Source organism: Streptomyces sp. NPDC047515, from assembly GCF_040643055.1.
In the GTDB taxonomy this organism is placed as follows: domain Bacteria; phylum Actinomycetota; class Actinomycetes; order Streptomycetales; family Streptomycetaceae; genus Streptomyces.
On sequence record NZ_JBEYTM010000031.1, the window covers coordinates 16,700 to 41,323 of the forward strand.

Here is a 24,624-nt window from a genome sequence, read left to right on the forward strand (position 1 = left end):
GTGACACCCTCCCGGTGCGCGGTCCCGGTGCCGGGATGCCGGCAGCCCGCAAGACCGGGTCGGCCCTGTTGCCCGTCCGGGCCACGTCGGCGGGAACGCCCGCGCACGGCACGGTGCCCCGCCGAAAAGGGGCTCAGCGGCCCCGACCGCAGTCGGCCGACTCGTGCGCCGCCCAGGGGCGGTGCACTGTGGAAGACGTGGGCCTCAGTGAACGGTTTACCGATCTGCGAGAACCATGGCGGCCCAGCCATGCGCTGCTGACGATTCCCGTCGTGCTCATCGTCGTGATCACCGTGGTGGACATCCTCGCGCCGCAGGACATCCATCTGGGACCGCTGCTGGTCATCGCTCCGGCGATCACCGCCTCGTTCGCCGGCGCGCTCCCGACCGGAATCATCGGCCTCCTGGCCGTGGCGGCCCAGGCGTACATCGGCCAGCACTCCGGCACGCTGTCCTCCCGGAACGTACAGGTGCAGATCGTCGCCATCGCCCTGCTTTCGACGCTGACCGTGTTCTTCGCCCTGGTACGCGAGCGGCGCGGCCGGCAGCTGGCGCGCGTGCGGTCGGTGGCCGAAGCCGCGCAGCACGTCCTGCTGTGGCCGCTCCCGGACCGGATCGGCCCCCTGCGGGTCGCCTCGCTGTACCTGGCCGCGGAGGACGAGGCCCTGATCGGCGGAGACCTGTACGCGGCCACCCGTGTCGAAGGCGGAACGCGGGTGATGATCGGGGACGTGCGGGGCAAAGGCCTGGCCGCCATCGGAGAAGCCGCCCTCCTGCTCGGCGCCTTCCGCGAGGCCGCCCACCAGCACACCGGTCTGCCCGAACTCGCCGCCGCTCTCGAACAGAGCGTCACGCGCTACCAGGCCGACTTCGACTCCGAGGACGAGCCGGGGGAACCCTTCGTCACCGCTCTGCTCCTGGAGATCCCCGACGAGAACCACATCAGCCGCATGACGAGCTGCGGGCATCCCGCGCCCCTGGTGCTCGGCCCGGGGCACTCCGTCACCGTGCCGAGTCTTCATCCCGCGCCCCCGCTGGGGGTCGGCAGCATGGGCTCGACGTCCTACACCCTCGACGCGTTCCCCTTCGAGGCCGGTGACACCCTCCTCCTCTACACCGACGGGGTCATCGAGGCACGTGACCGGGGCGGGGAGTTCTACCCGTTCGCGGAACGGGCCGCCCGATGGACGGAGAGCTCCCCGGAGACGCTCCTGAACCATCTGCGACGCGACCTCCTCGCCCACGTCGGTGGGCGGCTGGGCGACGACGCCGCTGTCATCGCGATCCACCGCGCGGCCGTCTCCGACGTGCTTCACCATCGTGGCAGGATCGACCACTCCCTCTGACGGCTCGTGGTGCCCGCCCCGGCCATGCACCGTGCCCCTCGGGACCGAGCACGACGATGCCGGGCACGGCCGAGCCCCCGCCGCTCGGACAGGGGCTCGGGGTCACGGTTGCTCGCCGCTGCTAGTCGGGGGGCTCCAGGGGCGCGGTGCGATCACGGGCATCGCCCGTCTGCTTCTTGATCTCACCCTTCGCCTGGTCAAGTTTGCCTTCGGCCTCCTTGCGGCGGTCGCCGGCCATCTTGCCCATGGCTTCCTTGGCTTTGCCCTTGATCTTGTCCTTGCCGCTTCCATGAGCCATGAGGACTCCTCGGATAGACGACTCTCCCTTTCCAAACTAGGACACCTCGGGCAATGCCGCCTCGTGTGAGAGACGGCGAGAGAGGACGCGGGACGGAACGACCCCGGTCGCCGCCGGTCTGTGCGGGGACGGCGTGAACCCCGCCGGGCCCGTCCGCAGGCGTACTCTGGCCCTACGCCTGTGCACCGCGAGTGAGCGACGGAGGCGGCCCATGACCGACCCCTATGGCTTCCTCAAGACCCCCCGACGTCCCGTTCCGGCACGCCCCGTCCAGGAACGGCTGAGCGACTGGAACGAGGTCTACGCGGGGCAGGCGCGGCTGCCGCTCGTTTCCGCGCAGGCGGGGCGGTGCATGGACTGCGGCATACCGTTCTGCCACAGCGGCTGTCCGCTGGGAAACCTCATCCCCGAGTGGAACGCGTACGCGCGGAAGGGCGACTGGTGGGCGGCGGCCGAGCGGCTGCACGCGACGAACAACTTCCCGGAATTCACCGGGCGGCTGTGTCCCGCACCGTGCGAGGACGCCTGTGTACTGACCATCAACGCCGACCCGGTGACGATCAAGAATGTCGAACAGGCGATCGCCGACCAGATCTGGGAACGCGGATACGCGCCGCCGCAGCCGCCCGAGCGGCTCAGCGGGAAGTCCGTCGCCGTCATCGGCTCCGGACCCGCGGGGCTGGCGGCGGCGCAACAACTCACCCGCGTCGGCCACGCCGTCGTCGTCTACGAGCGTGCCGACCGTATCGGCGGACTGCTGCGTTACGGCATTCCCGCGTTCAAGATGGAGAAGCGCCACCTGGACCGCCGAATCGAGCAGATGCGGGCGGAGGGCACCGAGTTCCGTGCGGGAGTGGACGTCGGCGGCGACATCGACGCGGCGGAACTCGCCGGGCGACACGACGCGGTCGTGATCGCCGTCGGAGCCACGGGACAGCGGGAGCTGGCCGTCCCGGGCCGTGAGCTCCACGGCATCCATCAGGCCATGGACTACTTGACCCTGGCCAACCGGGTCACGGAGGGCGACTGCGATGTGCCGCTCGTCACCGCCGAGGGCCGGCACGTGGTGATCATCGGCGGCGGCGACACCGGTTCGGACTGTCTGGGCACGGTGCTGCGGCAGGGCGCGGCCTCCGCCGTGCAGTTGGACATCAATCCCGAGCCCGGTGAAACGCGACGGAACACCGAGCCCTGGCCCGTGTATCCGAAGGTCTATCGGATATCCCATGCTCATGAAGAGGCCCGTGGGGGAGCAGGCACGGATCCGAGAGTCTTCTCGTCCGCCACCCTCAGCTTCGAAGGGGACCGGTCCGGTCATGTGCGCGCGCTGCGACTGGCCGAGGTGGAGCCCGAGGGCAGAAGGCCGCGGCTGGAGACGGAACGCGTCATACCGGCGGATCTGGTCCTGCTCGCCCTGGGCTTCTTCGGTCCCGAACGGGGCACCGGTCTGACGCGCCAGCTCGGGCTCATGCTGGACGACCGGGGGAACTTCGCCCGTGACAGCGCCTTCGCGGCCGAAACGGCTGGTGCGGCCGGACCGGGCGAGCGGATGGCCCGAGCCGGGACGGGCGGGGTGTTCATCGCCGGTGACGCGGGCCGCGGGCAGTCCCTGGTGGTGTGGGCCATCGCGGAGGGACGGTCCGTCGCGGCGGCCACGGACCGCTGTCTGAGCGGCTCCACGGTGCTCCCGGCACCGATCGCCCCACATGACCGGCCGATGATCGCCTGAGTGCTCCGGTGCACCCTCGCCGGTGTGCGCTCATCCCGTCGGCAGGGAGCGGTGACGGGCGCACCGTTGCCCGTGTGCGGATCCCCCGTCGGCCGGCTCAGCGGTCTTCGTCACCCCGTGGGATGCGCGGCAGAGGGATCCAGTCACGGGATTCCCGCTGCACCACTTCCCGGCAGTGCGCGCGCAGCCGCCGGGGCCACCGGTCCTGCCATCGCTGCCGGCTGAAGTAGTGCGACGCCACCAGGCCGACCGCGGAGAGCATGGACGTCGCCAGCGTCGCCGCCAGCACGCCGATGACGCTCTCCGGGCCTTGCTCCGGCCCGGTGCCGGCCTCGCCGAAGACGCTGCGCGCCAGCAACAGGCAGGTGCTGAGCGTGACCCAGCCTGCCGCGATCAGCCCTGCGGCCAGCGGTGCGCGCCGGGCGCGGTTGTCGTGCCGCGTGCGGTGCGGCGGCAGGTGGCCGGACAGCCGCTCCGCATGAGCCGTACAGGCCGCTTTGAAAGCGGGTGAGCGGTCAGCGCCCGCACCGTCACCGGGTGCCCGGTGGACCACGAATCGAAGGTGAACTGCCCGGCATCCAGGGCCAATGGATGCATCGGAGGCCGCTCGCCCGCCTGGTCCGTCGTGGCGGACGGAACGAGCCGTGCGTCCTCATCGAGTCGTACCAGCCCTGCCGCGATCAGCGACCTCAAGGCCGTCTCGGCCGCTTCGCGTTCCCGCCCCCAGGGCGCCGACCTCCGGTATCCGGGCCCGATCAGCCATGCCGCGTGATACACATCCAGCTCGCCCGACGCGATGAGACGCTCCGTCGCCCGCACACCGTCGCGGTGACTCCACAGGGCCAGGGCGCCGATGCCCAGGTTCAGAACCACCACGAGCCCGCTCGTGCCCAGGGCGAGCGACGCCACAGCATTCATGGGGACAGGTGTAGACCACGTCCTCGGCCATGGCCAGAGCGCGTCACCAAGTCGGGTGCGTATACGACCGATTCCGCACCTCACCCACGTCACTTCGCACCGCCCCGATGCCGATCGACCTCTGGAGCCCGTGGTTCGGCCGGGCGTTCGTCGCACTCCCCGGTCGGCCGGGGACCGGACGTGCGCGCGAGTTGCCCATCGTCGACGACGTGGCTGCCCGGATCGCCGATGGCGTCTGCGCGGAACTGTCCGGCGGCGAGGACCCGGCGCGCCGGCTGCACGCCGCCGTCGGGGGCGTTCGTGACGAGTACGCCGGCAACAGCCCATTGCTGTGGGCGTCGCACCAGCACATCGGTCCCTGACCGGACGGTTCCCCTCGCACCACGCGCGGCGGACCGGCCTCCGGCCGAGGCCCGCCGCGCAGGACGTGGGGCCCGGCCGTGACCGGACACTGCCGACGCACGCGTGTCCGTGACCGGCCGGGTCCTTCATGTCCCCGGACCGGGGACCGTCAGGGGCTGGCCCCGTCGAAGCCGTAGCGCAGCGGCTGCTCCTTGGCCCGGGGGTCGAGCCGATAGACGTACAGGGCTTCCACGCGCATGCCTTCGGGTGGCGCCTCGACCTCGCACGGCCAGGTGACCTGAACCACCGGTGGCCGGCTGGTGACCCACATGCGCAGCCCGTGTGCGGGGCCGCCGTCGAGCATCGCGATCTGCTGTTTGGCCTGAGTGTCGGAGGTATCGGCATCCATGTTTACACTTTAATGGTTGCGCAATACCTGAATAGTCGTGAGCTGTGTCACGCCGGCCGGCGACGGCCCCGGCGGGCGCGCCGGGATCCGGACCGGTGGTCCCGAACGGCGCCGAGGTCACGGGCACCGGTCGGTCAACGGACGGCAGTCGGCGCCAAGGATGCCCCCAGGGCTGCGCGCACGGAGCCGGCCAGGGCCACCGGGTCGCCGGTGGGTTTCACCGGGTAGCTCTTGCGTTCCAGGTTCCAGGCGTTGTCCCGTGCGAACCAGTCGATCGCGGCCGGGGGCCGACCGGTGGTCAGGGCCGTGTCGAGGGAGTCGAGGTAGAGCGTCCAGCGCTTGGCGTAGAAGTCGGAGACCAGTCCCGACCATTCGCGGTTCGCGTAGTCGCGCAGCCCGCCGGACTCGCTGCCGGAACGATGGCCCCAGGTGGTGAGGATCGAGCGGGCGTCGAACTCGGCGGTGGCCCGCTCGGCATCAGTGCTGCCCCAGGACCTGGCGTCCTTGAGCCAGGGGCCCAGCATGAACCGCCGGTCGGAGGCCAGCAGCCGGTCCAGCAGGGCGAGGTCCCGCTTCCACTCCGTGGCCCGCTGTCGGTACAGGGCAAGGTCCTTCTCCTCGTACGCGGACCTGATCTGCGGCAGCATCGTACGGCTGCGATTGGCCAGGGCCTGCCGGGCCACATCCACGACATCGAACCGGTACGCATCCGACTTCCGTAGTTCGGGGGCGACTTGGAGCAGCTCCGCGAGTGCCCGCTGCACCGTCGACGCGTCGTACCGCATGGACGACGGGCTCCAGCTGGCGGCGGAGCCGGCGGTCAGTGCGGGGCGCGCGGTGAACAGGCTGTCCTGGGACTCGCTCCAGGTGCCGGACGGGGTGCTGTAGGGGCCGGCCCGCAGCAGTTCCCATGCCTTGGCGGCATGCCGATCGGCGCCACCGTAACGGCGCTCCGCGTAGTCGGCGAACCAGGCCGCGTGGTCGGACGGGGTGCTCTGCCAGGCGAGCTCGGTGAACAGTTCGTACGCGGCGGGGTTGCCGCCGGTGCCCTCCGGCAGGTAGGCGATTCCCCGGAGCGCGCTGCCCGGCTTGGTGCGCCATTCGTTGAACCGGGCAGTCCAGACCGCGGAGTTGGCCCCGATCGTGGTGTGACCCCCGAAGTTGGGGATGGTTCCGAAGGCGTACGGCGTGCCGTGCCAGGCGGCCTCCCGGTCGAGGCCGTTGTAGCGGTCGGCCAGTCCGTCGACGATGAACAGCCTGTTCCTGTCGACCGCGTCGATGAGCTGGGTGGAGGGATTGCTCTGCCAGCCGAGCAGAACCCAGGTTGCTCCCGCGTGCGCGGTCTGCAGAGCGTTCATGACGGCCCGAGCCGCCTCCGCGATGGGCACATCGCCAGGCCTGCCGCCTTCGTGCAGCAGATCCATCTTGTACATGGTGGAGTCGCCGAACAGCTTCCGCTGGTGACGGTAGAAGGCCTCGGCGACCTTCGGGAACATCTTGCCGCGCGGGTCCAGCCAGTCCGGCCGTTCGAAACCGACCCAGTCGCCCTGCGGGACCACGGGGCCCGTCGGATTGCGATCCGTGAATCCGGGCGGGACCGTGCCGTAGTAGCCGGGCAGGACCGGGGTCATGCCGAGCAGGCGCAGCCGGTCGGCGATCCTGCGGCCGAGCGTGGCACGCCGGTCCAGCAGCTTCTCGGTGACCGGGCCACCGAAGCCGGACATGTTCTGCATCAGCCACCACGGCTGGTGCGCCGGACCGGGAATCCAGGACGCGAGGTCCTTCTTCGCGTAACCGAACTCCTGGAACGTGTCGTAGTACACGGCGTCCGCACCCATCTGCACGAACACCTCGTTGACGCCGTGCAGGGCCAGGACGTCGATCTGCCTCTCGTACGAGGCCCAGTCCCGGTACGCGCCGGAGTAGCCGTCGTCCGTGTCGTTGAGGGCGAACCGGTGCGGCACCGAGGCGTCCCGGCGGACCGTGCCGACGGGTGCGGGGAGTCGCTTCGCAAGCCTCGACGTGCTGTCACCCGGCCAGCCGATGTCGACCTTCGCCGTGTACTTCAGATACCAGTCGACCCCGCTGAGCAGCACGGCGGGGCTGGTTCCCCGAACCCGCACATGGCCCGTGGTCCCGGAGACGGCGAAGTAGTCACCGGAGGCGGGACGGCTCACCGGAACGAGGTCGAACTGCCCGGCGTGCCGGGGGAGGAGACGGCGCAGGGCCGCCTCGGCCGGCCCGGCGGCGAAGGCGGGTCCGCTGCGGGCAACCGCCTCCGCGGGAGCGGCGGGAGCACTCGGCACCGCGGCCAGCACCGTGAGGGCGGTCGCGCAGGCGACGATCCAGGATCTGAGGCTTCTCAAGGCCGACCTCGTCCGACGAAGGGATGCGGGGGCTTGCCGAGCGCATGGAGCGAACGCGCATCAGACTTACTAACGGAGCATTCGTTAATATGGACAGAGCGTGCCGTGACCGTCAAGAGCGCCGACAGCCCGCGCCCTCGAAGTGTTGGGTACAGTGCCGACAGTGCGGTCCGGCAAGGGAGTTGACGACATGTCAGTCGAAGGAACGGCGGCCACCGGTCCGCACGTCCTGCGCCGGATGAACGTCGCCGCGGTCCTGACCGCACTGCGGGAGGGCGACGCCCCCACCGCCCGCGTCACGGACCTCGCCGCGCTCACCGGACTGTCGCGGCCCGCGGTGACCAGGGCCCTGAGCGAACTGAGGGACTGCGGACTGGTGGAGTTCACCACGGCCACCGGACCGCAGCAGCTCGGCCGCCCCGCCCAGTACGCCAGGTTCCGCGCCGAGTCGGGACACGTCGCCGGGGTCGACATCGGCCCGCACAAGGTGCTGGTGATGATCGCGGACCTGGCGGGCCAGGTACTGGCCACGCATCGCGTGGCTGTGGACAGGGGGACGGCCGGGCCGCGCCTGTTCGCCACGGTCCGGGCCGCGCTGACAGCGGCGGCGGCCGAGGCGGGCGTGCCGCTGTCGAACCTCTGGGCGGTGAGTGCGGGCACCCCGGGGATCGTCGACCCGGAACGTGGCGAGGTGCTGCTCGCTCCCAGCATTCCCGACTGGGCCGGGCTGCCCGCCGTCTCGCTGCTGCGCGAGTGGCTGCGCTGTCCGGTCTCCATCGAGAACGACGTCAACCTCGCGGTGCTTGCCGAGCGTTGGCGGGGCGCCGCGGCCCCCTCGGTGACCGGTGGGGGCGACGCTGCCGGTATGCGCGCCGACTGCCTGGTCTTCGTCCAGTGGGGAAGGCGCATCGGCACCGGCATCGTCATCAACGGCCGCCCCTACCGGGGGAATTCGGCCGCCGCCGGTGAGCTGGGATTCATCGACCTGCAGGAGGGCTCCGGCACAACCCCCGGACCGCTTCCGGCCGATGGCATGGGGCCGTTCGAACGGCTCGTCGGCGCCGAGGCCATTCACCGGCTGGCCCTGGAGGCCGGTGCTCCCGTCGGCGACGCCCACGACATCGCGCCGCTCTTCGCGGCGGCCGAGGCGGGGGACCGGACCGCCGTCGACGTGGTGGAACAGGTGGCCGCCCGGTTCGCCCGCGGTCTCGCCGTGCTCCTGCTCGTCCTCGATCCGGGCCGGGTGGTCGTCGGGGGCGGTGTCTCGCGTGCGGGGGACACCCTGCTCGACCCGGTGCGCAGGCACCTGCGATCCCGCACCCTGGTGCCGGTGGAACTGACTACGTCGGTGCTCGGTGAACGGGCCGTCGCGCTGGGGGCGGTGCGTCACGCCCTGGACGTCGCCGAAGAACGCGTGACAACGACCCACCGAGGAGTCATGTAGCGACGGGGCGGGGGCGGTGCGCGGCGGACGGCGAGGGGCGCCGGGCGAAGGGACGGAGGCGTACCGACAGCCGCTGTCACCCGGACGGTCGGCCCGCGTCACCCCGTTGCTCTCCGGGCCGTGCCACCACCGCCGGCCCCGGTGACGCTGGGTCCGGCGCCTTCCCTCCGGTGGGGCGCCCCAATCCCTCGTCGGTGCCGTTCGTTTGCTGGGAGAGCGTGATGGATCTGCGTCTGACAGGCAAGGCGGCCGTGGTCACCGGCGCCGGCCGGGGCATCGGCCTGGCGGTGACCCGGGCGCTCGCCGACGAAGGCGCGCGAGTGGTCGCGGCCTCCCGTACCCTCACCGAACCGCTGTCGGAGCTGACGGCGCGCGAGGACGTCCACTTCGTGCGGGCGGACCTCACCCGGCCCGACGGCGCCGAGGAACCGGTGGCGGAAGCGGTCGCCCGGTACGGCGGCCTGGACATCCTCGTCAACAATGTCGGGGCCGTGCGTCCGAGAGCGGGCGGTTTCCTGTCCGTCGGCGACGACGAATGGACGTGGGCGCTGACGGTCAACCTCCTCACCGCGGTGCGCACCACACGCGCCGCACTGCCCCACCTGATCGCAAGCGGTTCGGGCTCGATCGTGACGGTCGGGTCGGTCTCCGCCTTCCTGCCCGACCCCTCGGTCATCGACTACGGAGCGAGCAAGGCGGCCCTGAGCAACTTCTCCAAGGCCCTGTCCAAGGAGGTCGGCCCGCACGGGGTACGCGTGAACACCGTCAGCCCCGGGCCCGTCGCCACCGACCTCTGGCTGGGCGAGGGAGGCATCGCGCAGACCGTCGCGGCGGCCGACGGCAGCGCCCCGGACGATATCGCCGAGGGCTTCGCGTCCCGGTCGGTGACCGGGCGGTTCAGCCTGCCGGAAGAAGTCGCCGATCTGGTACTGCTGCTGGCGAGCGGCCGGTCGGGCAACGTCACCGGATCGGACTACGTCATCGACGGAGGACTCGTCACGACGCTGTGACGGGCAACGGCCTGTGACGGGCAACGGCCTGTGACGGGCAACGACCTGAGACGGGCAATGGCCTGTGACGGGAAACGACCTGTGACGGGAAACGACCTGTGACAGGAGGGGACCGGCGCGGGAGAGGGGCCTGCTGTCGGGAGACCCACGCGCCCCGCTCCGGTGAGCTTCCCGCCGGCCGCGGCGCGCCACGGGCGTCGACAACCATCGGAAGCTGTCCGGGTCCGCGTCCGCGTGGCGGAGGACCCCGAACGGGAACGGGGCATCGCATGCCACCATCACTCGGCCGCCGCGCCCTGTTGCTCGGCACCGGCGGGCTGCTCGCGGGGCCCATGGGCTGCTCGGCGACGTCCCGGACGGCCGCCGGCCCGTCCACGTCCGTACCCCCGTCCCCGCTACCGCCTTTGCCGACGACCACGGGCTGGCGTCCCGACCGCGGCGACGTGGAGCCCGACGTGAAGCTGCGTGCCGTGCGGGTGGTGGAGGCGATCGGCGCCTGGCCCGCCGGGCAGGGCGGCGCGGCCGCGGCGAAGAGACGGATGGCCACGCTGGGGGCGGAGCCGTCACTGGTCGACCGGGCGGGTGCGTTGCGCCCCGACGCGGACCGGGCCGCGCTCCAGGTGATCGACGCGCAGTACGGCGGGATTCTGGCGGACTCGGCCAGTGTGCTGGTGGTGTGCCGTCAATGGACGCCCGGCCACGCGGGTGGCACGACCGTCGACGTACGGCTGAGCCGGGCCCGGCCCCACTGGGAGGTCACCGATCTTCACCCGGCCCGCCCCGGCGCCGCCGCAGCCGCGCTGCCCGCGGAGGCGAAGCGGGTGCTGGCCGAACCGCGGATCGGTCTGCCGCCCGCGGCCGAGGCGGACATCCGCAGCGGGCACGTCCACCTGAGCGTGCTGCGGGCCCTGCTGAGCCTGGTCGGCACGTACCGGATGGACCTCAGCGTGATCCGCTCCGGGCACCCGCTGTACGTGTTCGGCACCGACCGGCCCAGTGATCATCCACTGGGCCGGGCCTTCGACGTCGCGCGGATCGACGGGCACATGGTCGTCGATCCGGCCACGTCGCGCCGGTTGATCGAGTCGTTCATGCGGGACGCGGCGGCGGCCGGCTCGTACAACGTCGGCGGGCCGCTCCGGCCCTCCGGCGGCGCGACGGCGAATCAGTTCTTCACCGACGCCACCCATCACGACCATGTCCACGTGGGATTCACGGCCTGACGACCGTTTCGCCGCTCAGGGGCGCTGGTCGAGACCCGCGCCCAGCGGTGGCTGCGGGGCGTCGAGCAGCGAGCTGTCCACCTCGCCGACGCCCCAGCCGTACGCCAGCTTGTGCACTTCCAGTACGAAGAAGGAGTCGGTCGAGACCATTCCGTCGATCTGATGCAGTCTGCGGTTCATCAGATCGGTGAAGTGGTCGGTGTCCCGGCAGATCACCTCCGCCATCACGTCGTAGGTACCCGCCGTCATGATCACGTAGGAGGTCTCGGGCAACTCCCTCAGCCGTCGGCAGACCTCCTGGGCGCTGCCCGGCCTCACCCGGATGCCGACCATGGCGAACCGGTCGAAGCCGATGGTCAGCGGGTTGGCGATGCCGACGATCTGGAGGGTGCCGTTCTCCTCCATACGCTGGACGCGGTAGCGCACGGAGGAGGCGGGGATGTCGAGTTCCTCCGCGATCTGGCTGTACGGGCGGCGGCCGTCCGCTTGGAGTGCGGCGATGATCTGGCGGTCGGTGTCGTCCAGGGGGCTGCCACCCAGCGTGCTCATGCAGTTGCTCCGGCTCTCATGTACGGCCCATCACGGCGTGCGGGCCCGGTTCTTCGGTCGTACGGCCTATCCTGCCCGGCTCAGGAATCGAAACCGAGGCCGAGTCGGTCCAGGGTGCGCAGCCACAGATTGCGATGGCCGTGCGTGTCCTCGCGGGCCATGGACCAGCGGGTGGCCTCGACACCCAGATACCGGACCGGCTCCGGCGGGAAGGGCACCGGGGGACGGCGGATCATCGTCGGCCGGAGCCGGTCCGTGCGCCGCCCCGAGAGCAGGTCCAGCATGACCTCGGCGCCGTACCGGGTGGCGCCGACGCCGAGTCCGGTGAAGCCGAGTGCGTAGGAGATCCGGCCGTGTGCCGCGGTGCCGGCGAACATGCAGAAGCGGGTGGTTGAGTCGATGACACCGCCCCAGGAGTGCGAGAAGCGGACACCGGCGAGGGCGGGAAAGGCCTCGGCGAACTGGGCGGCGAGGGTGTCGAAGGTGGCGGGTCGCTGGGTGAGCCGTTCGTCGACCCGGTTGCCGTAGTGGTAGATGGCGTCGTAGCCGCCGAAGAGGATGCGGTTGTCGTCGGTCTTGCGGAGATAGTGGAACTGGTTGCCCGCGTCGGTGATTCCGTGGTCACCGGTCCAGCCGATGGCGGCGAGCTGCTCGTCGCTCAGGGGCTCGGTGGTCAGGGCGTAGTCGTAGACCGGAATCATGCTGAGCGAAAGGCGCTTGAGCAGGGGCCGGTAGACGTTGGTGGCGAGAGCGACCTGCCGGGCCCCGACCGCCGCGTACGGAGTGGCGAGGCGCACCCGCCCGGCGTGACGGGTGGTCAGCGCGGTGACCTCGGTGTGCTCGGCGATGCGGACTCCGAGGTCCAGGCAGGCGGCACGCAGGCCCCAGACGAGCCGGGCGGGGTCCAGGAGCGCGTAGTCGGGGGACCAGAGGCCGGCGGTCCAGCCGGGGGAGTCGACGTACGCCCGCAGTTCCTCTCGGTCGAGCAGCCTGGTCCGCTCGCCGTACCGGTGGGCGAGCGCGTGGGCGCTGTTGAGCCCTTCGGCCTGCCAGGGCGTGGCGGCGACGGTGACCTTGCCGCCGCGTACGAATCCGCAGTCGATGCCATGGGTGTCCAGGTCGCGCCGGAAGGCGTCGAAGTTCTCCATGCCCAGGCGGTGCAGCAGCCGGGCCTCGGCGGGCCAGCGGTCGGCGCCGTTGGCGAGGCCGTGGGTGAGGCTGGGTGAGCAGAAGCCGCCGTTGCGACCGCTGGCCGCGTGGCCGCAGGTGTTCTGTTCGAGGACGAGGACGTCCCGTTCCGGCTCGGCGCGTTTGGCGAGCAGCGCGGTCCACAGGCCGGTGTAGCCGCCGCCGACGACGGCGAGATCGCAGGTGGTGTCGGCGGTCAGCCGGGGCAGGGGCGTGGGGTGCTCGGGCCGGTCCAGCCAGTAGGGGGCGGCGTTCGTGTCACGCAGACGGCTGCGGTGGTCGGAGGGGCGCGGGGCGGCGGTGGTCATGTGGCGGGTACCTCGTTGCCGGCGTGGTGGGGCAGCGCGGGCCGGGGCCCCGAAGCTGGTCGGGGCCCCGGTCGGCGGTGGGTGGGAGCGGGCGGGGCGGTCAGAGACTGATGACGCCGGTGCGGGTGTCGGTCATGTCCATGAGCGTCCATTTGCCGCCGATGCGGCCCCAGCCGGTGGACCGGCTGCCGGCGCCACCGAACGGCATGTTGATGTCCCACCAGTTGTTGCTCTCGTTCACGACGACCTGGCCGACGGCCATTTCCTCGATGAAACGGAACGCGGAGGTCATGCTCCGGGTGAAGACGGCGCCCTGGAGGCCCAGTTTGTCGTCGTTGGCGATGCGGAGCAGATCGTCCTCGTCCTGTCCGGTGATGATCGGGACGACCGGTCCGAAGGACTCCTCACGGGACAGCAGACTGTCCTCGGGAACCCCGTCCACCACGGTGAATTCGTAGTAGAGGTCGGTGGGGTGGCCCGAGGCGCGCTTGCCGCCGAGCAGGACGCGTGCGCCCCGCTCGCGGGCATCGGCCATGTGGCGGTCCATCTTGGCCGCGACACCCTCGTTGTTGAGGGGGCCGAGAACGGTCTTGGGGTCGAACGGGTCGCCGAGGGTGATGCGCTGGGCCTCGCGCAGGACGGCCTCGACGAACTCGTCGTGGATGTCGGCGTGCACGATGACGCGTTCGGTGGCGCAGCAGACCTGTCCGGCACACGGGTAGGCGCCGTCGACGGCGGCCTTCGCGGCGGCCTCGACATCGGCGTCGGCGAGGACGACGAGCGGGCCGTTGCCCGAGCACTCCATGATGGAGCGCTTGAGCCCGGCGGCGGACTGGATCTTCGCCCCGGTCGCGGAGGAGCCGATGAAGCCGATCGCGTGAATGCCCTCGTGACGTACCAGCGCCTCGCCGGTGTCGCCCTCACCGGGCACGATGTTGACGAGGCCGTCGGGCAGCCCGGCGGCGACGAAGGCATCCATCGCCCTGAGGACGGTCAGCGGGGTGTTGGCCGGCGGCTTGACGACATGGGCGTTGCCGGTGGCGAGACCGGGGGCGACGAACTCCGCGAGCATCAGCAGCGGGAAGTTCCACGGCGTGATGATGCCCCAGGTGCCCACCGGGCGCTGGAAGGTGAACATCCGCTTGGTGTTGTCGGTGGAGGGCAGCGTCTCGCCGTGCAGCCGTACGGCGTCCTCGGCGTGCAGATGGAAGAGCTTGGCCGCCTCCTCGACGTCGGCGACGGACTCGGCGAGCGGCTTGCCCTGTTCCAGGGACTGGAGACGGGCGAGTTCGTCCACGCGCCTGCCGAGCTCCGTACCGATGCGGTGACAGAGCTCGGCGCGGGTCCATACATTGGTCGCGGCCCAGGCCGGCTGGGCCTCGTTCGCGGCACGCACCGCGGCGTCGACGTCGGCGGCCGTGGGCAGGGGGAAGCTGCCCACGAGTTCGCCCGTCGCGGGGCTGATGACCTCATGGGTCTTCCCGGAGGTGCCGTTGGTGAAGGCGCCGTCGATGAAGAGCTGGTGCCGGTCGGCGGTCGAGGTGGTCATGCGTTGGCCTCTCTGTCCTGTCCTGACCGGGAAAGGGCGCGCCGGCTCGGAGCCGCGCCGTCCCGGGTCCGGTGCGAAGCGATGACTGGAGACTCGCCGAGCAATCAGGAACTGTCAAGACTGCTGAATCAGCAATCAAGCAATCGGATCATTGCTGATTCATGAGTATTGACAGGAGTTTTTCGCTTCCCTTATAACCAGGCCACATCGGCACTCCTGCCTGCTCCCACCCTGAGGGGAACGCCATGTCATCCCAGCCACAGACTCCAGCCCCGCCCTCGTCAAACCCTTCGCACTCGATGGGTACGGCGGCCCCCGTACTGCCGAAGAAGATGAGCTGGTTCGACGGATTCGCGATGTCGCTGACCATGCCGGCGGCGCTGATCGCCTCCCTCGGCGCCTCCATCGGCGGTCTCGGTGCCTGGGGTGCCATCGCCCTGTGGGCCGCCTCGATGGTGCTGGCCACGGCGACCAACTGGATCTACACCGAACTGGCCGCGATGTTCCCCGACTCCTCCGGCGGGATCGCGCACTACGCGACCGAGGGCTGGAAGAAGCGGGCGCCCGTGGTGGGCCCGATCGCGAGCATCGGCTACTGGTTCCCCTGGACCACGGCCCTCGCGGTCTACTCCGGGCTCATCGGCTCCTTCGTCCGGGCCCAGTGGTTCCCCGGCCAGGACTGGAGCGTGGAGTTCGGACCACTGAAGGTGGACTTCCCCATCGCCGTGGGCCTGCTCGTCATGCTGCTGTTGTTCGGCGCCGCGATGATCGGCCTGCACGTCGCCATGTGGGTCGTCTACGTCACCGGCGGTGCGCTGCTGATACCTCTCGCCGTCTTCATCGTCCTGCCGTTGTTCTCCGGTGACTGGAGCGCACAGGGTCTGCACTGGAACCTGCACGGTGCGGCGGGACTGCGCGAGGCCCTGGTATGGCTGTACGTCATGGCGTGGACCTCGTTCGGAGTGGAGGTGTGCGCGACCTTCGCCCCGGAGTACAAGGACACGGTGCGCGACACCACCCGGGCCCTGCGTGCCGGGGTGCTGTTCTCCCTGGGGGTCTTCATCCTGCTGCCGCTGACCCTGTCGGGATACGTCGGCGAGAAGGCCATCGGCGAGGAGCCCACCACCTTCTTCGTCGGCGCCTTCCAGGACCTGGTGGGCGGCGCCTCCGACCTCATGGTGGTCTTCCTGATCGCCTCGTTGCTGCTCATCATGATCACCGGCCTCGCCGACGGCTCCCGGGTGCTGTACGAGATGGGCAAGGCGGGACTCACCATCAAGCAGGTGGGGGTGCTGAACCGGCGCGGTGTGCCGGCTCGCGCCCTGCTGGTGGCGCTGGTGCTGAACGTCTTCGTACTGACGGTGCTTCAGACCCCGCTGGCCATCATCGTCACGGGCAACCTGGGGTACATTCTCACCCATGTGCTGGCGGTCTCCGGCTTCGCACTGCTGCGCAGGGACCGGCCCGACGCCGTGCGGCCCATCCGGCTGCCCCGGTTCTTCGTCCCGCTGGCCTGGGCGCTCGCCGGCTTCCTCACCGTGGTTCTGGTGGTGGGCGCGACCGGATTCTCCATCACCGGCTACGGCGGCTACACCGAACTGGGCGTGGCGCTCGCCGTCCTGGTGGCGGCGGTGCTGCTGTGGCTGTACCGGATCAAGGTGCAGGACCGGCGGCCCACCGACGACCGGCCGGCCTGACGCGGGCGGCGTCCGCACCGCGTCAAGGTGCCGGAAAACAGGCGGAAAGTGGTCCCCGGAAACAGGCGGAAAGTGGTCCTGCGGGCAAGAGGTGGCCCTCCCTAGGCTCGGGCTCATGCGTGTACTTTTCGCCTCGACCGGCGGATCGGGTCACTTCCATCCGATCGTCCCCTTCATCGACGCGCGCACGGCTCGGGGCGACGACGTCCTCGTCGTCGCCCCACCGCGGCTCGAAGCGTCACTGGCGGCCAGGGAACAGCCGTACCGCATCGGCGGGGAGCCGTCGCGACGAACTGACGCGGGTGATGAAGCGCGTGCTGGAGCTGCCCGCGGACGACGGCGTTTCCCTACGGGTACTGCTCACCGCGGGCCACGGCGCCGATCTGCCGGGTATCGGACAGCTTCCGCCCCACGTCCATGTGGAGGCATGGGTGCCGCAGGCCGATGTTCTCGCCGGCGCCTCGCTCGTGGTCTGCCACGGCGGGTCGGGCACGGTCTTCGGGGCGCTGGCGGCAGGTGTCCCGCTGGTCTGCGTCCCCCTCTTCGCCGACCAGCCGGTGAACGCCCTGCTGGTAGCCGAAGCGGGTGCGGGACTCGCGGTGACCCCGACCGGTGGTCCGGCGGACGATTCGGCGGTGCTCGGCCCCGACGACGTCTCCCGCATCCGGTCGGCCGCCCGACTGTTGCTCAAGGAACCGTCGTACCGTGCGCGCGCCGGCCGACTCGCCGACGAGATGCGGGCCACCACCACATGCCGGGAACTGATCAGCACTCTCGACCCGTGCTCCTGAGCCGCGACCGCTTCGGCCACTCGAACGGCACGCGTGCGAAGGATGCCCGTCCGAACCGGCCGGGCACGTCCGTACGGTGGGGTTCGGTGAGCCGGGGCGCTGCGACGGCGTACCGGCGGGCATGGGAAAGAGATGCCAGGAGTATCCGCACCCGTGATCAAGCTAGTCCGGCGTACCACCGAGCCGGTCGGAGCGCAGACCCTGCGCTCCACGGCAGCAGCCGTCATCGCCTACGTCGTGGCGGTGTGGACCCTTCCGCATCCGGCGCCGCTCACGGCGCCGCTCACCGCGCTCCTCGTCGTACAGGTCACTCTCTACGCCACCCTCACCACGGGGATCCGCAGGGTGAACTCCGTCGTCGTCGGCGTGCTCATCGCCACTGCGTTCAGCTCCCTGGTCGGCCTCAGCTGGTGGAGCCTCGGACTGACGATCTTCGCTTCGCTGATCATCGGGCGGCTGGTGCGCGTCGACGAGTTCGTACCCGAGGTGGCGATCAGCGCGATGCTCGTACTGGGCGTGTCCCAGGTCGCCTCCACCGCGTGGGACCGTGTGCTGGAGACCCTGATCGGCGCCGGAGTGGGACTGCTGTTCAACCTGCTGTTCGCGCCGCCTGTGTGGGCACAGTCGGCGGGCGCCTCCATCGACAGCCTGGCCACGGCGATGGGGCGGATGTTCCGCGCGATGGGAGAGGACGTGGCCGGGCACATCTCCGTCCAGCGGGCGGCCGACCGGCTCCATGAGGCCCGCCGGCTGGACCACGACATCGTGGAGGTCGACGCCTCGCTGCGGCAGGCCGAGGAGGGGCTCACCCTCAATCCGCGCGTCAGGCAGGGACTGCTCTACCGGGTCGTGCTCCGAACCGGTCTGGACACCCTGGAGATCTGTGCCGTGGTGCTGCGGGTGTTGTCACGCACGCTGACCGACCTGGCCAAGGCCCGTACCGACGAGACGCTGTTCCCCGCCGACGTGGCCGAATCCCTCAGGGAACTGTTCGGACAGATGGCCGACGCCATCGAGAGCTTCTCGGAGTTGATCACCACTCCGGTCGCGGAGAACGCGGAGGAGGCCGAGGACCGGCTGGCCCGCGCACTCGCCGTCAGCCGCGCGACCCGGGACCGGGTGGCGGACCTGCTCCTCGAAGACGTCCAGGAACACCCCAGGCAGTGGCAGTTGCACGGGGCCCTGCTCGCCGAGGTCGACCGGATTCTGGACGAGCTCGACATCGACAAGCGCACGGAACGCCTCGGCAAGGAGCTCGACCGGCGCTCCGCGCAGGTGCACGACCGTCATCCCTGGCTGCACGCCGTGTCGCGACGGCTGCGAGGCACCCGGAACTGAGACGGCGCAGGCGGCACTATCCGGAGGCCGGAAGCCGTTCGATGGCGACCATGGCCGCGTCGTCGCCCAGACGACCCCCGGCGTGGCGGACCAGGTCGGCGCAGAGCGACTCCAGCAGCGGGCCCGGCCCGCTGCCGCAGTGCGACGCGGCCCGTTCCGGGAGCGGGTAGAAGAACCCTGACCGGTCCCGGGACTCGATGACGCCGTCGGTGTACAGAAGCAGGGTGTCGCCGACGTCGAAGGTGAACGTCTGTGCCATGTGTTCGGTGACCAGCAAATGCGCCAGCCCGAGCGGCGGGGCGGGTACCCGCACATCGAGCGGGATCACCTCTCCGGCACGCAGCAGGAGCGGCGGTGGATGACCGCAGCTGACCAGGCTCAGTTCGGCTGCGGCATCGGGGATGTCGAGAACGGCCGCGGTGACGAAGGACTCCGCGAGCTCATGGTCCCCGTCCCCGTCCCCGTCCGTGGCAACGGCGTACTGCTGGTCCGGCGCGATGCTCGCCTCCAGACGCGCCACCAGGTCGGGCAGGTGCGACTCCTGGCGGGAAAGGGCGTGGAACGCCCCCAGGACACTGGCCGCTTCGCCGATGGCGGCCAGTCCCTTGCCGCGGACATCACCGATGATCAGGCGGGTTCCGTCGGCAGTGCGGGCGGCGGCGTAGAGGTCGCCCCCGATCTGGGCCTCCGCCTCCGCGGCCAGATAGACCGAGGCGATGCGCAGGGGGCCGCTCCGTGCGGGCAGCGGTCGCAGCACCACTTGCTGCGCGGCCTCGGCCACCGACCGCAGCTGGGACACCGCCTGTTCGTTCCGCTCCCTCAGCCGGGCGAAGAAGGTGACGAAGACCGAGATGAGAACGAGTGCGACGATCTGGTAGGTGTGGTTGAGGTCGTTGATGCTGCTGCGCATGACGGCCACCCCGGACTGGGCCAGCACGGCGACCGCACCGACGAAGGCGGTCATGCGCGGCCCGCTGAACGAGGCGGTCACCGCGGGAGCCGCCACCAGGAACGGGCCGAGATGCACGTCCGGTGGCGCGACGACATCGACCATCGTGACAATGGCGATCAGCGCGAACGGCATCGCGACGAGAGCGTTCCTGCGCCTTGGGGTCTTCCGGAACAACTGCAGGAACGGCTGGGAACCCATGCTTCCGGGATACCGCACCCGGTTCGCCGCCGCGCCCCGTAACAGCGGATCGGCGCGGCTCGGCAACATCCCCTCGTCACTCTGCGTCGTCCGGGGCTCACCCGGACGGTCGGCCGCTTTCACCCGTCTGCTTCTCGTGTCGCGCCGTTCCGGCCGGGTCCGGAAACGCTGGGCCCACCAACCGCTCCTCGACGAAGAGAGAACAGCATGACCGTCTCGGCCTTCCTCGCCCCGCGGACACGGATACCCGGACGTCGCGCGCGGGTCGTCGCCGCCACACTCACCGCGGCGGCGCTCGCCACGGCCCCCGCGGCCCCTGCGGCCGTCGCGGCCGACGGCGGCGCCGACGCGGCCGGCACCAAGCCCACGGTGGTGCTGGTGCACGGTGCGTTCGCCGACGCCTCCAGCTGGAACGGCGTGACGGAACGACTGCAACGCGCGGGCTACGACGTCATGGCCCCGGCCAATCCACTGCGCGGGCTCGCCCATGACTCCGCGTACATAGCCAGTGTGCTGAAGAGCATCAGGGGCCCGATCGTGCTGGCCGGGCACTCCTATGGAGGCGCGGTGATCAGCGACGCCGCAGCGGGGAACCCGCAGGTGAAGTCGCTGGTGTTCGTCTCCGCGCTCATGCCGGACAAGGGGGAGAGGCTGGCGGATCTTTCGGCGAAGTTCGCGGGAAGCGAGCTGAACGCGGCGCTGAAGCCGGTGCCGTTCCCGGACGCCGAGGGTGGGGAAGGGGCCGACCTGTACATCCGGCCCGACAAGTTCCACGAGGTCTTCGCGGCGGACGTGCCGTCGGGCACCACCGCTGTCATGGCCGCTGCTCAACGCCCCATCAACGGGGCCGCGTTCATGGAGAAGGCGGCGGGGGCCGCCTGGAGGACCATCCCGTCCTGGGCGCTGGTCGCCACCCATGACAAGGCCATCGCCCCGGACCTCGAACGCTACGAGGCCAAGCGGGCCAAGTCCCGCACCGTCGAGGTCGACTCCTCGCACGTCGCGATGGTGTCGCGCCCCGACGCCGTCGCCGATCTCGTCCGGAAGGCCGCCGGAGACAACACACCCGCCGCGTCCACCATGGCCTCGACGGGCACCAGCACGCTGGCCCTGGTCTGCCTCGGCGGACTCGCGGGCGTGACCGTCCTGGCCGGCGCGAGCCTCGTGACGGCCGTCCGCAGGCGTCGGGCCGCCGGCAGCGGGCCCGACGCAGCCCTCTGAGACCCATCGGTGAGGGCCCGGGAGCGGGCCGGTCCCCGGGATCGGCCCGCTCCGCTCACGTCCCACGCCGCGGCGGGGGCCCAGCTGTCACAGCGTCGGTGTGCGACTGAGCGGTCATTCGCGCTCCCCCGTCATGCGGATCCCGGGTCCGGACGGACTCCAACGCACCTGTCACCCGGTCGCGTTCGCCCACCGGGGCGCTGCACGACAGTACGTGTGGCCGCCCGGAAGAGGAGTCGGCGCGTGCGCACCGACTCCTCCGGCTCCTGCCGACGAGCCCCGCCCCGGCCTCGGACCGACGCGGCAGCCCCGGATGTCTACGGAACCAGCCGGGACTCCGACAGACGGGGCGAGGGCGGCGCCGCGCCGTCCAGCGTCGCGGAGTACAGCGTGGCGTGCTCCTCGCGGGACACCGCCGACCGGCCGCCGCTCAGCGTGAGCCGGCGCCCCTGTGGCGTCGTCCAGCGGACCTCGGCGCAGTTGCCGACGCTGTCCACCTCGGGGTTCGGCACCTGCTCCCGGGCCCGCCCCGTGGCGGACGGCACGAGGGAGAGGGACCCCGCCGCGAAGGTGTCGCCCAGCGTCGCCCAGTCCAGCTCCGCCGGGCTCGCGCTCTCGAAGAGGACGACCTCGATCCGCATCCCGTCGGCGCGCGGGACCAGCCGGACCGTCGGCCCACGGCCGCCGAAGCTGCCCCCGGCCAGCCTGAAGGCCAGCCGTGCCGTCCCCAGATCGAGATCGACAGCGCCGTCGACCGCGGACGTCTCAGGCACCGGCGGTGCGCCGATCAGGTCGACCACCAGCCGCAGTGAGCGCGCCCGGAACCGGTCACCCGGCCGGATCACGTCGAGGTGGTGGTGCCGGTCGCCCGCCGGGCAGGCGAAGCCCGTCAGCCAGGCGACGTGCGGGCCGCTCTGCACGGTGGAGATCACCCCCGAGGCGAAGTCGAAGTCCTCCGCCCCGTCGTCCTTCAGCAGATGGACGTGCAGGTGCCCCGCGGTGCCGTCGGGCCGTACCCAGTGGCCGAACAGCGGGCGCCGCTGCAGCCAGGTGTCCTGGTGGTTCACGCTGCCCAGCGTGGTGACCGCGTCCAGCCACGTGGTTCCCGTCTCCGGCGACGGGTTTTGGGCGAAGAGCTCCCGGTGCTCACGCTCACCGTCCGGCTCCAGCAGCCGCGGCAGGGCCCAGTCGGGCACGCGGTAGTCCACGCAGGAGTCCACGCCGACCGACAGCTCCCCGCGGACGGGGTGGACGTCCGGGGTGCCCAGCACCCCGCGCACCGCCTTCACCAGGAACGGCGGCACGCCCAGATCATTGCTGTAGCAGCGGGCCATCGGACCGGAGAGCTGACGGGTCGGCGGATGCCAGCGGGCCAGGAAGTGCAGCCAGAGCCGGTCGTGCAGGCGGTCGTTGAGGACCAGCACCTCCTCGTCCCGCACATGCTCCCTGATCAGGGTCAGGGTCTGGAGGACGACGCCCCAGTAGGACGGGCTGTTGAACTCGGTGAAGCTGCCGGTGCTGTCGATCGCCTCGCACAGCCGCACCATGCGGTCCTTGCCGTACGCGAACAGCTTCCCGTCGTCGAGGAGTCCGCCGGCTGCGAGCGTGACGAACGTGCCCATCACGGCGACGTTGGTGTACGACATGGGGACGTTCCTGCGGACGATCGACGCCGCCGCGTGCCGTACCGACTCCCGGATCTCACGCAGCACCGCGGGGGGCAGGTGGTCCCCGTGCCGGGCGTGCACCAGCAGCAACTGGATCCCGAGGAAGTCCGCCCAGTTCCAGTCGGCCGGGTCCATCTCGGCCGCGGTTTCCACGGCGTAGTAGCCCCAGATGCCGTAGGTGGCGCTCTCCACCGACCGGTCCTGGAGCTCCGCGATCCGCAGGATCACGTCGTGCGCGCGTTCGGCGTCGCCCGCACCGCCCCGTTCCAGCAGGAGCAGCGCGTACTGCAGGGAGTTGCGGGTGGGGTGGGCGAGACCGCCCTTGATGTGTGTGTGGATGGGGTTGTACGGGGCCTCGACCCGCAGCAGGTTCGCCTCGGGGTCCCAGCAGCGGTCGCCTTCGGAAAGGGCCGCTCGCAGCAGGGTGCGGTCGTACTCGGCGGCCGACCAGGGTGCACGGGAAGTCCTCCAGCTCGCGACCGTCGGACCGACGATCTTCGACAATGCTTGGGAAACGCTTTCCAGAGGCTAGGCCGACGTCACCGCCCCGGCAAGGGGTTCTCGGTGAAGTCAGGGGCCGGAAATCCGCTCCTCACCCCATTGACGCGGCGATATCGGGCGGTGCAAGGTGACCCCGGCTGGAAAACGCTTTCCAGTCGGTTTCCGGTCTGCCCCTGAATGGAGTCCCCGATGAGACCCTCCCTGCGCATCGCCCTGACGGGCGTCACCGCGGGTGCGCTCGTCTGCGTGCTTGCCTCGTGTTCCGGTTCCGGCAGTGACAACGCCGCCGACGGTACGGTGACCATCACGGTCTCCGGGCGCCCGCCGGCCACCAGCGCGGCCGCGCTCAAGATCTTCAACGCGCGGGTGGCGGAGTTCGAGAAGGCCAATCCCAAGATCAGGATCAAGACGAACGAGTACCAGTACGACCAGCAGAGCTTCCAGACCAAGGTGGGCGGCGGCAGCCTGGAGACGGTCGTCCGGGTGCCGCTGACCGAGATGTCGAGCCTGATCAAGCGCAAGCAGATCGCCGATCTCACCGTGGACTTCAAGGGGCTGAAGCACAGCGAGGACTTCAATCAGGTGGTGCTCGGCGCCGCGAAGGGCCTGGACGGCAAGATCTATGGCATACCCACCGAGGAGTATGCGCTCGGACTGGTCTACAGCCGGGATCTCTTCGAGAAGGCCGGACTCGACCCCGACAAGCCGCCGACGACCTGGCCCGAGGTCCGTGCCGCGGCCAAGGCGATCTCCGAGAAGACCGATGCCACCGGCTACGCCCAGATGACCAAGGAGAACGCCGGCGGCTGGATGCTCACCGCCATGGCCTACTCCTTCGGCGACCACATGCAGGAGGCGTCCGGCGGCAAGTGGGCCAACACCTTCGACCGGTCCGGCAGCGGCGCCGAGAAGTCCCTGAAGGCGCTCAAGGAGATGCGCTGGACGGATCAGTCGATGGGCAAGAACCAGCTGCGCAACATGACCGACATGGAGAAGGACTTCTCCGCCGGAAAGATCGGCATGACGATCGCCGGGCCCAGCATCATCAGCCACTACATCCTGCAGTACAAGGGCGACCCGGAGACCATCGGGCTCTCCGCCATGCCCACGGACGGCAGCAGCAAGCGGACCCTGGCCGGCGGCGCCGTCGCCGTGATCAGCCCCAGGGCCACCCCGCAACAGCGTGAGGCCGCGGCGAAGTTCATCGACTTCTACTACCTCGCTCCCAAGTACGACGTCGCGCTCGGCGAGAAGGATGCGGCGTCCATGAAGAAGGACGGCGCCGTCATCGGTGCGCCGACCGTCCCGTTCTACAAGCCGGCCATCGCCGACCCGGTCCGGGCCGCGATCGACAAGCAGGCCAACGTGCCGGTCGCGCACTTCGCCCCGTACACCAAGGCGCTCGACGAGTACGAGCTGGCCATCGAGCCGCCCGTCGAGGCGCAGAACGTCTACAAGGCCCTCGACAGCGCCGTGCAGGCCGTACTGACGCGCGAGAACGCCGATCCGGCCGAGCAGCTGAAGAAGGCCGCCGCACAGGTCAAGTCCCAGGTGGAGCGGGCGCAGAACTGAGACGTGCC

21 protein-coding genes are annotated in these 24,624 nt (G+C 70.6%); 11 read left to right on the forward strand and 10 right to left on the reverse strand.

Annotated features, from left to right (window positions below; genetic code table 11):
• Positions 1 to 197: 197 nt before the first annotated feature.
• Positions 198 to 1,346 carry a PP2C family protein-serine/threonine phosphatase gene (locus tag ABZ826_RS24100; protein WP_361451863.1) on the forward strand — a complete coding sequence of 383 codons (1,149 nt, stop codon included), beginning with the start codon at positions 198 to 200 and terminating at the stop codon, positions 1,344 to 1,346.
• Between the two features lie 121 nt (positions 1,347 to 1,467).
• On the opposite strand, the gene ABZ826_RS24105 is transcribed toward ABZ826_RS24100, so the two are convergent.
• Positions 1,468 to 1,644 carry a CsbD family protein gene (locus ABZ826_RS24105; protein WP_361451866.1) on the reverse strand — a complete coding sequence of 59 codons (177 nt, stop codon included), beginning with the start codon at positions 1,642 to 1,644 and terminating at the stop codon, positions 1,468 to 1,470.
• A 211-nt stretch (positions 1,645 to 1,855) separates the two neighbouring features.
• Here ABZ826_RS24105 and ABZ826_RS24110 point away from each other — a divergent pair, with 211 nt between their 5' ends.
• A complete protein-coding gene (locus ABZ826_RS24110) occupies positions 1,856 to 3,373 on the forward strand; it encodes a glutamate synthase subunit beta (RefSeq protein ID WP_361451869.1) in 1,518 nt (505 codons plus the stop codon).
• A 97-nt stretch (positions 3,374 to 3,470) separates the two neighbouring features.
• On the opposite strand, the gene ABZ826_RS24115 is transcribed toward ABZ826_RS24110, so the two are convergent.
• Together ABZ826_RS24115 and ABZ826_RS24120 are read right to left on the reverse strand one after the other, a co-directional pair.
• Positions 3,471 to 3,731 carry a hypothetical protein gene (locus ABZ826_RS24115; protein ID WP_361451872.1) on the reverse strand — a complete coding sequence of 87 codons (261 nt, stop codon included), beginning with the start codon at positions 3,729 to 3,731 and terminating at the stop codon, positions 3,471 to 3,473.
• 35 nt (positions 3,732 to 3,766) lie between these two features.
• Positions 3,767 to 4,291, reverse strand: a complete 525-nt coding sequence (locus ABZ826_RS24120) for a hypothetical protein (protein ID WP_361451875.1) — start codon at positions 4,289 to 4,291, stop codon at positions 3,767 to 3,769.
• A gap of 107 nt (positions 4,292 to 4,398) precedes the next feature.
• Here ABZ826_RS24120 and ABZ826_RS24125 point away from each other — a divergent pair, with 107 nt between their 5' ends.
• Positions 4,399 to 4,653 carry a hypothetical protein gene (locus tag ABZ826_RS24125; RefSeq protein ID WP_361451878.1) on the forward strand — a complete coding sequence of 85 codons (255 nt, stop codon included), beginning with the start codon at positions 4,399 to 4,401 and terminating at the stop codon, positions 4,651 to 4,653.
• Positions 4,654 to 4,802: 149 nt separating this feature from the next.
• On the opposite strand, the gene ABZ826_RS24130 is transcribed toward ABZ826_RS24125, so the two are convergent.
• Together ABZ826_RS24130 and ABZ826_RS24135 are read right to left on the reverse strand one after the other, a co-directional pair.
• Entirely contained in the window at positions 4,803 to 5,042 is a 240-nt protein-coding gene (locus tag ABZ826_RS24130; RefSeq protein ID WP_361451881.1) for a hypothetical protein, read from the reverse strand.
• Between the two features lie 134 nt (positions 5,043 to 5,176).
• Positions 5,177 to 7,408 (reverse strand): alpha-N-acetylglucosaminidase, encoded by a 2,232-nt coding sequence (locus tag ABZ826_RS24135; RefSeq protein WP_361451884.1) that lies wholly within the window; start codon positions 7,406 to 7,408, stop codon positions 5,177 to 5,179.
• A 190-nt stretch (positions 7,409 to 7,598) separates the two neighbouring features.
• Here ABZ826_RS24135 and ABZ826_RS24140 point away from each other — a divergent pair, with 190 nt between their 5' ends.
• From ABZ826_RS24140 to ABZ826_RS24150, 3 genes are all read left to right on the forward strand, one after another.
• A complete protein-coding gene (locus ABZ826_RS24140) occupies positions 7,599 to 8,852 on the forward strand; it encodes an ROK family transcriptional regulator (protein ID WP_361451887.1) in 1,254 nt (417 codons plus the stop codon).
• A gap of 221 nt (positions 8,853 to 9,073) precedes the next feature.
• Positions 9,074 to 9,862, forward strand: a complete 789-nt coding sequence (locus tag ABZ826_RS24145) for an oxidoreductase (RefSeq protein ID WP_361451890.1) — start codon at positions 9,074 to 9,076, stop codon at positions 9,860 to 9,862.
• A 269-nt stretch (positions 9,863 to 10,131) separates the two neighbouring features.
• Complete coding sequence (locus ABZ826_RS24150) at positions 10,132 to 11,085, forward strand: hypothetical protein (protein WP_361451893.1); 954 nt, start codon at positions 10,132 to 10,134, stop codon at positions 11,083 to 11,085.
• 15 nt (positions 11,086 to 11,100) lie between these two features.
• On the opposite strand, the gene ABZ826_RS24155 is transcribed toward ABZ826_RS24150, so the two are convergent.
• From ABZ826_RS24155 to ABZ826_RS24165, 3 genes are all read right to left on the reverse strand, one after another.
• Positions 11,101 to 11,634, reverse strand: coding sequence for an Lrp/AsnC family transcriptional regulator (locus ABZ826_RS24155; protein WP_361451896.1), 534 nt, complete (start codon positions 11,632 to 11,634; stop codon positions 11,101 to 11,103).
• 80 nt (positions 11,635 to 11,714) lie between these two features.
• Positions 11,715 to 13,130, reverse strand: a complete 1,416-nt coding sequence (locus ABZ826_RS24160) for an FAD-dependent oxidoreductase (RefSeq protein WP_361451899.1) — start codon at positions 13,128 to 13,130, stop codon at positions 11,715 to 11,717.
• A 100-nt stretch (positions 13,131 to 13,230) separates the two neighbouring features.
• Positions 13,231 to 14,679, reverse strand: a complete 1,449-nt coding sequence (locus tag ABZ826_RS24165) for an aldehyde dehydrogenase family protein (RefSeq protein WP_361451902.1) — start codon at positions 14,677 to 14,679, stop codon at positions 13,231 to 13,233.
• 299 nt (positions 14,680 to 14,978) lie between these two features.
• On the opposite strand from ABZ826_RS24165, the gene ABZ826_RS24170 reads away from it, so the two are divergent.
• From ABZ826_RS24170 to ABZ826_RS24180, 3 genes are all read left to right on the forward strand, one after another.
• Positions 14,979 to 16,376 carry an APC family permease gene (locus ABZ826_RS24170; RefSeq protein ID WP_361451905.1) on the forward strand — a complete coding sequence of 466 codons (1,398 nt, stop codon included), beginning with the start codon at positions 14,979 to 14,981 and terminating at the stop codon, positions 16,374 to 16,376.
• Between the two features lie 305 nt (positions 16,377 to 16,681).
• Positions 16,682 to 17,167 (forward strand): nucleotide disphospho-sugar-binding domain-containing protein, encoded by a 486-nt coding sequence (locus ABZ826_RS24175; RefSeq protein ID WP_361451908.1) that lies wholly within the window; start codon positions 16,682 to 16,684, stop codon positions 17,165 to 17,167.
• Between the two features lie 132 nt (positions 17,168 to 17,299).
• Complete coding sequence (locus ABZ826_RS24180; RefSeq protein ID WP_361451911.1) at positions 17,300 to 18,505, forward strand: aromatic acid exporter family protein; 1,206 nt, start codon at positions 17,300 to 17,302, stop codon at positions 18,503 to 18,505.
• 16 nt (positions 18,506 to 18,521) lie between these two features.
• Here ABZ826_RS24180 and ABZ826_RS24185 read toward each other — a convergent pair whose 3' ends face one another.
• Positions 18,522 to 19,655 carry a PP2C family protein-serine/threonine phosphatase gene (locus ABZ826_RS24185; protein ID WP_361451914.1) on the reverse strand — a complete coding sequence of 378 codons (1,134 nt, stop codon included), beginning with the start codon at positions 19,653 to 19,655 and terminating at the stop codon, positions 18,522 to 18,524.
• A 207-nt stretch (positions 19,656 to 19,862) separates the two neighbouring features.
• Here ABZ826_RS24185 and ABZ826_RS24190 point away from each other — a divergent pair, with 207 nt between their 5' ends.
• On the forward strand, positions 19,863 to 20,876 hold the full coding sequence (locus ABZ826_RS24190; protein ID WP_361451917.1) for an alpha/beta hydrolase: 1,014 nt from the start codon (positions 19,863 to 19,865) through the stop codon (positions 20,874 to 20,876).
• Between the two features lie 317 nt (positions 20,877 to 21,193).
• On the opposite strand, the gene ABZ826_RS24195 is transcribed toward ABZ826_RS24190, so the two are convergent.
• Positions 21,194 to 23,047 carry a hypothetical protein gene (locus ABZ826_RS24195; RefSeq protein WP_361451920.1) on the reverse strand — a complete coding sequence of 618 codons (1,854 nt, stop codon included), beginning with the start codon at positions 23,045 to 23,047 and terminating at the stop codon, positions 21,194 to 21,196.
• A 186-nt stretch (positions 23,048 to 23,233) separates the two neighbouring features.
• Between ABZ826_RS24195 and ABZ826_RS24200 the strand changes: the two genes are divergently transcribed.
• Positions 23,234 to 24,616 (forward strand): extracellular solute-binding protein, encoded by a 1,383-nt coding sequence (locus ABZ826_RS24200; protein ID WP_361451923.1) that lies wholly within the window; start codon positions 23,234 to 23,236, stop codon positions 24,614 to 24,616.
• The last annotated feature ends 8 nt before the right edge of the window (positions 24,617 to 24,624 follow it).

What these genes read in the sequence shown, in the direction of transcription:
- ABZ826_RS24105 (WP_361451866.1), bottom strand. Translation starts at nt 1,644, where the DNA reads ATGGCTCATGGAAGCGGCAAGGACAAGATCAAGGGCAAAGCCAAGGAA.
- ABZ826_RS24110 (WP_361451869.1), top strand. Translation starts at nt 1,856, where the DNA reads ATGACCGACCCCTATGGCTTCCTCAAGACCCCCCGACGTCCCGTTCCG.
- ABZ826_RS24120 (WP_361451875.1), bottom strand. Translation starts at nt 4,291, where the DNA reads ATGAATGCTGTGGCGTCGCTCGCCCTGGGCACGAGCGGGCTCGTGGTG.
- ABZ826_RS24125 (WP_361451878.1), top strand. Translation starts at nt 4,399, where the DNA reads ATGCCGATCGACCTCTGGAGCCCGTGGTTCGGCCGGGCGTTCGTCGCA.
- ABZ826_RS24130 (WP_361451881.1), bottom strand. Translation starts at nt 5,042, where the DNA reads ATGGATGCCGATACCTCCGACACTCAGGCCAAACAGCAGATCGCGATG.
- ABZ826_RS24140 (WP_361451887.1), top strand. Translation starts at nt 7,599, where the DNA reads ATGTCAGTCGAAGGAACGGCGGCCACCGGTCCGCACGTCCTGCGCCGG.
- ABZ826_RS24145 (WP_361451890.1), top strand. Translation starts at nt 9,074, where the DNA reads ATGGATCTGCGTCTGACAGGCAAGGCGGCCGTGGTCACCGGCGCCGGC.
- ABZ826_RS24150 (WP_361451893.1), top strand. Translation starts at nt 10,132, where the DNA reads ATGCCACCATCACTCGGCCGCCGCGCCCTGTTGCTCGGCACCGGCGGG.
- ABZ826_RS24155 (WP_361451896.1), bottom strand. Translation starts at nt 11,634, where the DNA reads ATGAGCACGCTGGGTGGCAGCCCCCTGGACGACACCGACCGCCAGATC.
- ABZ826_RS24160 (WP_361451899.1), bottom strand. Translation starts at nt 13,130, where the DNA reads ATGACCACCGCCGCCCCGCGCCCCTCCGACCACCGCAGCCGTCTGCGT.
- ABZ826_RS24165 (WP_361451902.1), bottom strand. Translation starts at nt 14,679, where the DNA reads ATGACCACCTCGACCGCCGACCGGCACCAGCTCTTCATCGACGGCGCC.
- ABZ826_RS24170 (WP_361451905.1), top strand. Translation starts at nt 14,979, where the DNA reads ATGGGTACGGCGGCCCCCGTACTGCCGAAGAAGATGAGCTGGTTCGAC.
- ABZ826_RS24175 (WP_361451908.1), top strand. Translation starts at nt 16,682, where the DNA reads ATGAAGCGCGTGCTGGAGCTGCCCGCGGACGACGGCGTTTCCCTACGG.
- ABZ826_RS24180 (WP_361451911.1), top strand. Translation starts at nt 17,300, where the DNA reads ATGCCAGGAGTATCCGCACCCGTGATCAAGCTAGTCCGGCGTACCACC.
- ABZ826_RS24185 (WP_361451914.1), bottom strand. Translation starts at nt 19,655, where the DNA reads ATGGGTTCCCAGCCGTTCCTGCAGTTGTTCCGGAAGACCCCAAGGCGC.
- ABZ826_RS24190 (WP_361451917.1), top strand. Translation starts at nt 19,863, where the DNA reads ATGACCGTCTCGGCCTTCCTCGCCCCGCGGACACGGATACCCGGACGT.
- ABZ826_RS24200 (WP_361451923.1), top strand. Translation starts at nt 23,234, where the DNA reads ATGAGACCCTCCCTGCGCATCGCCCTGACGGGCGTCACCGCGGGTGCG.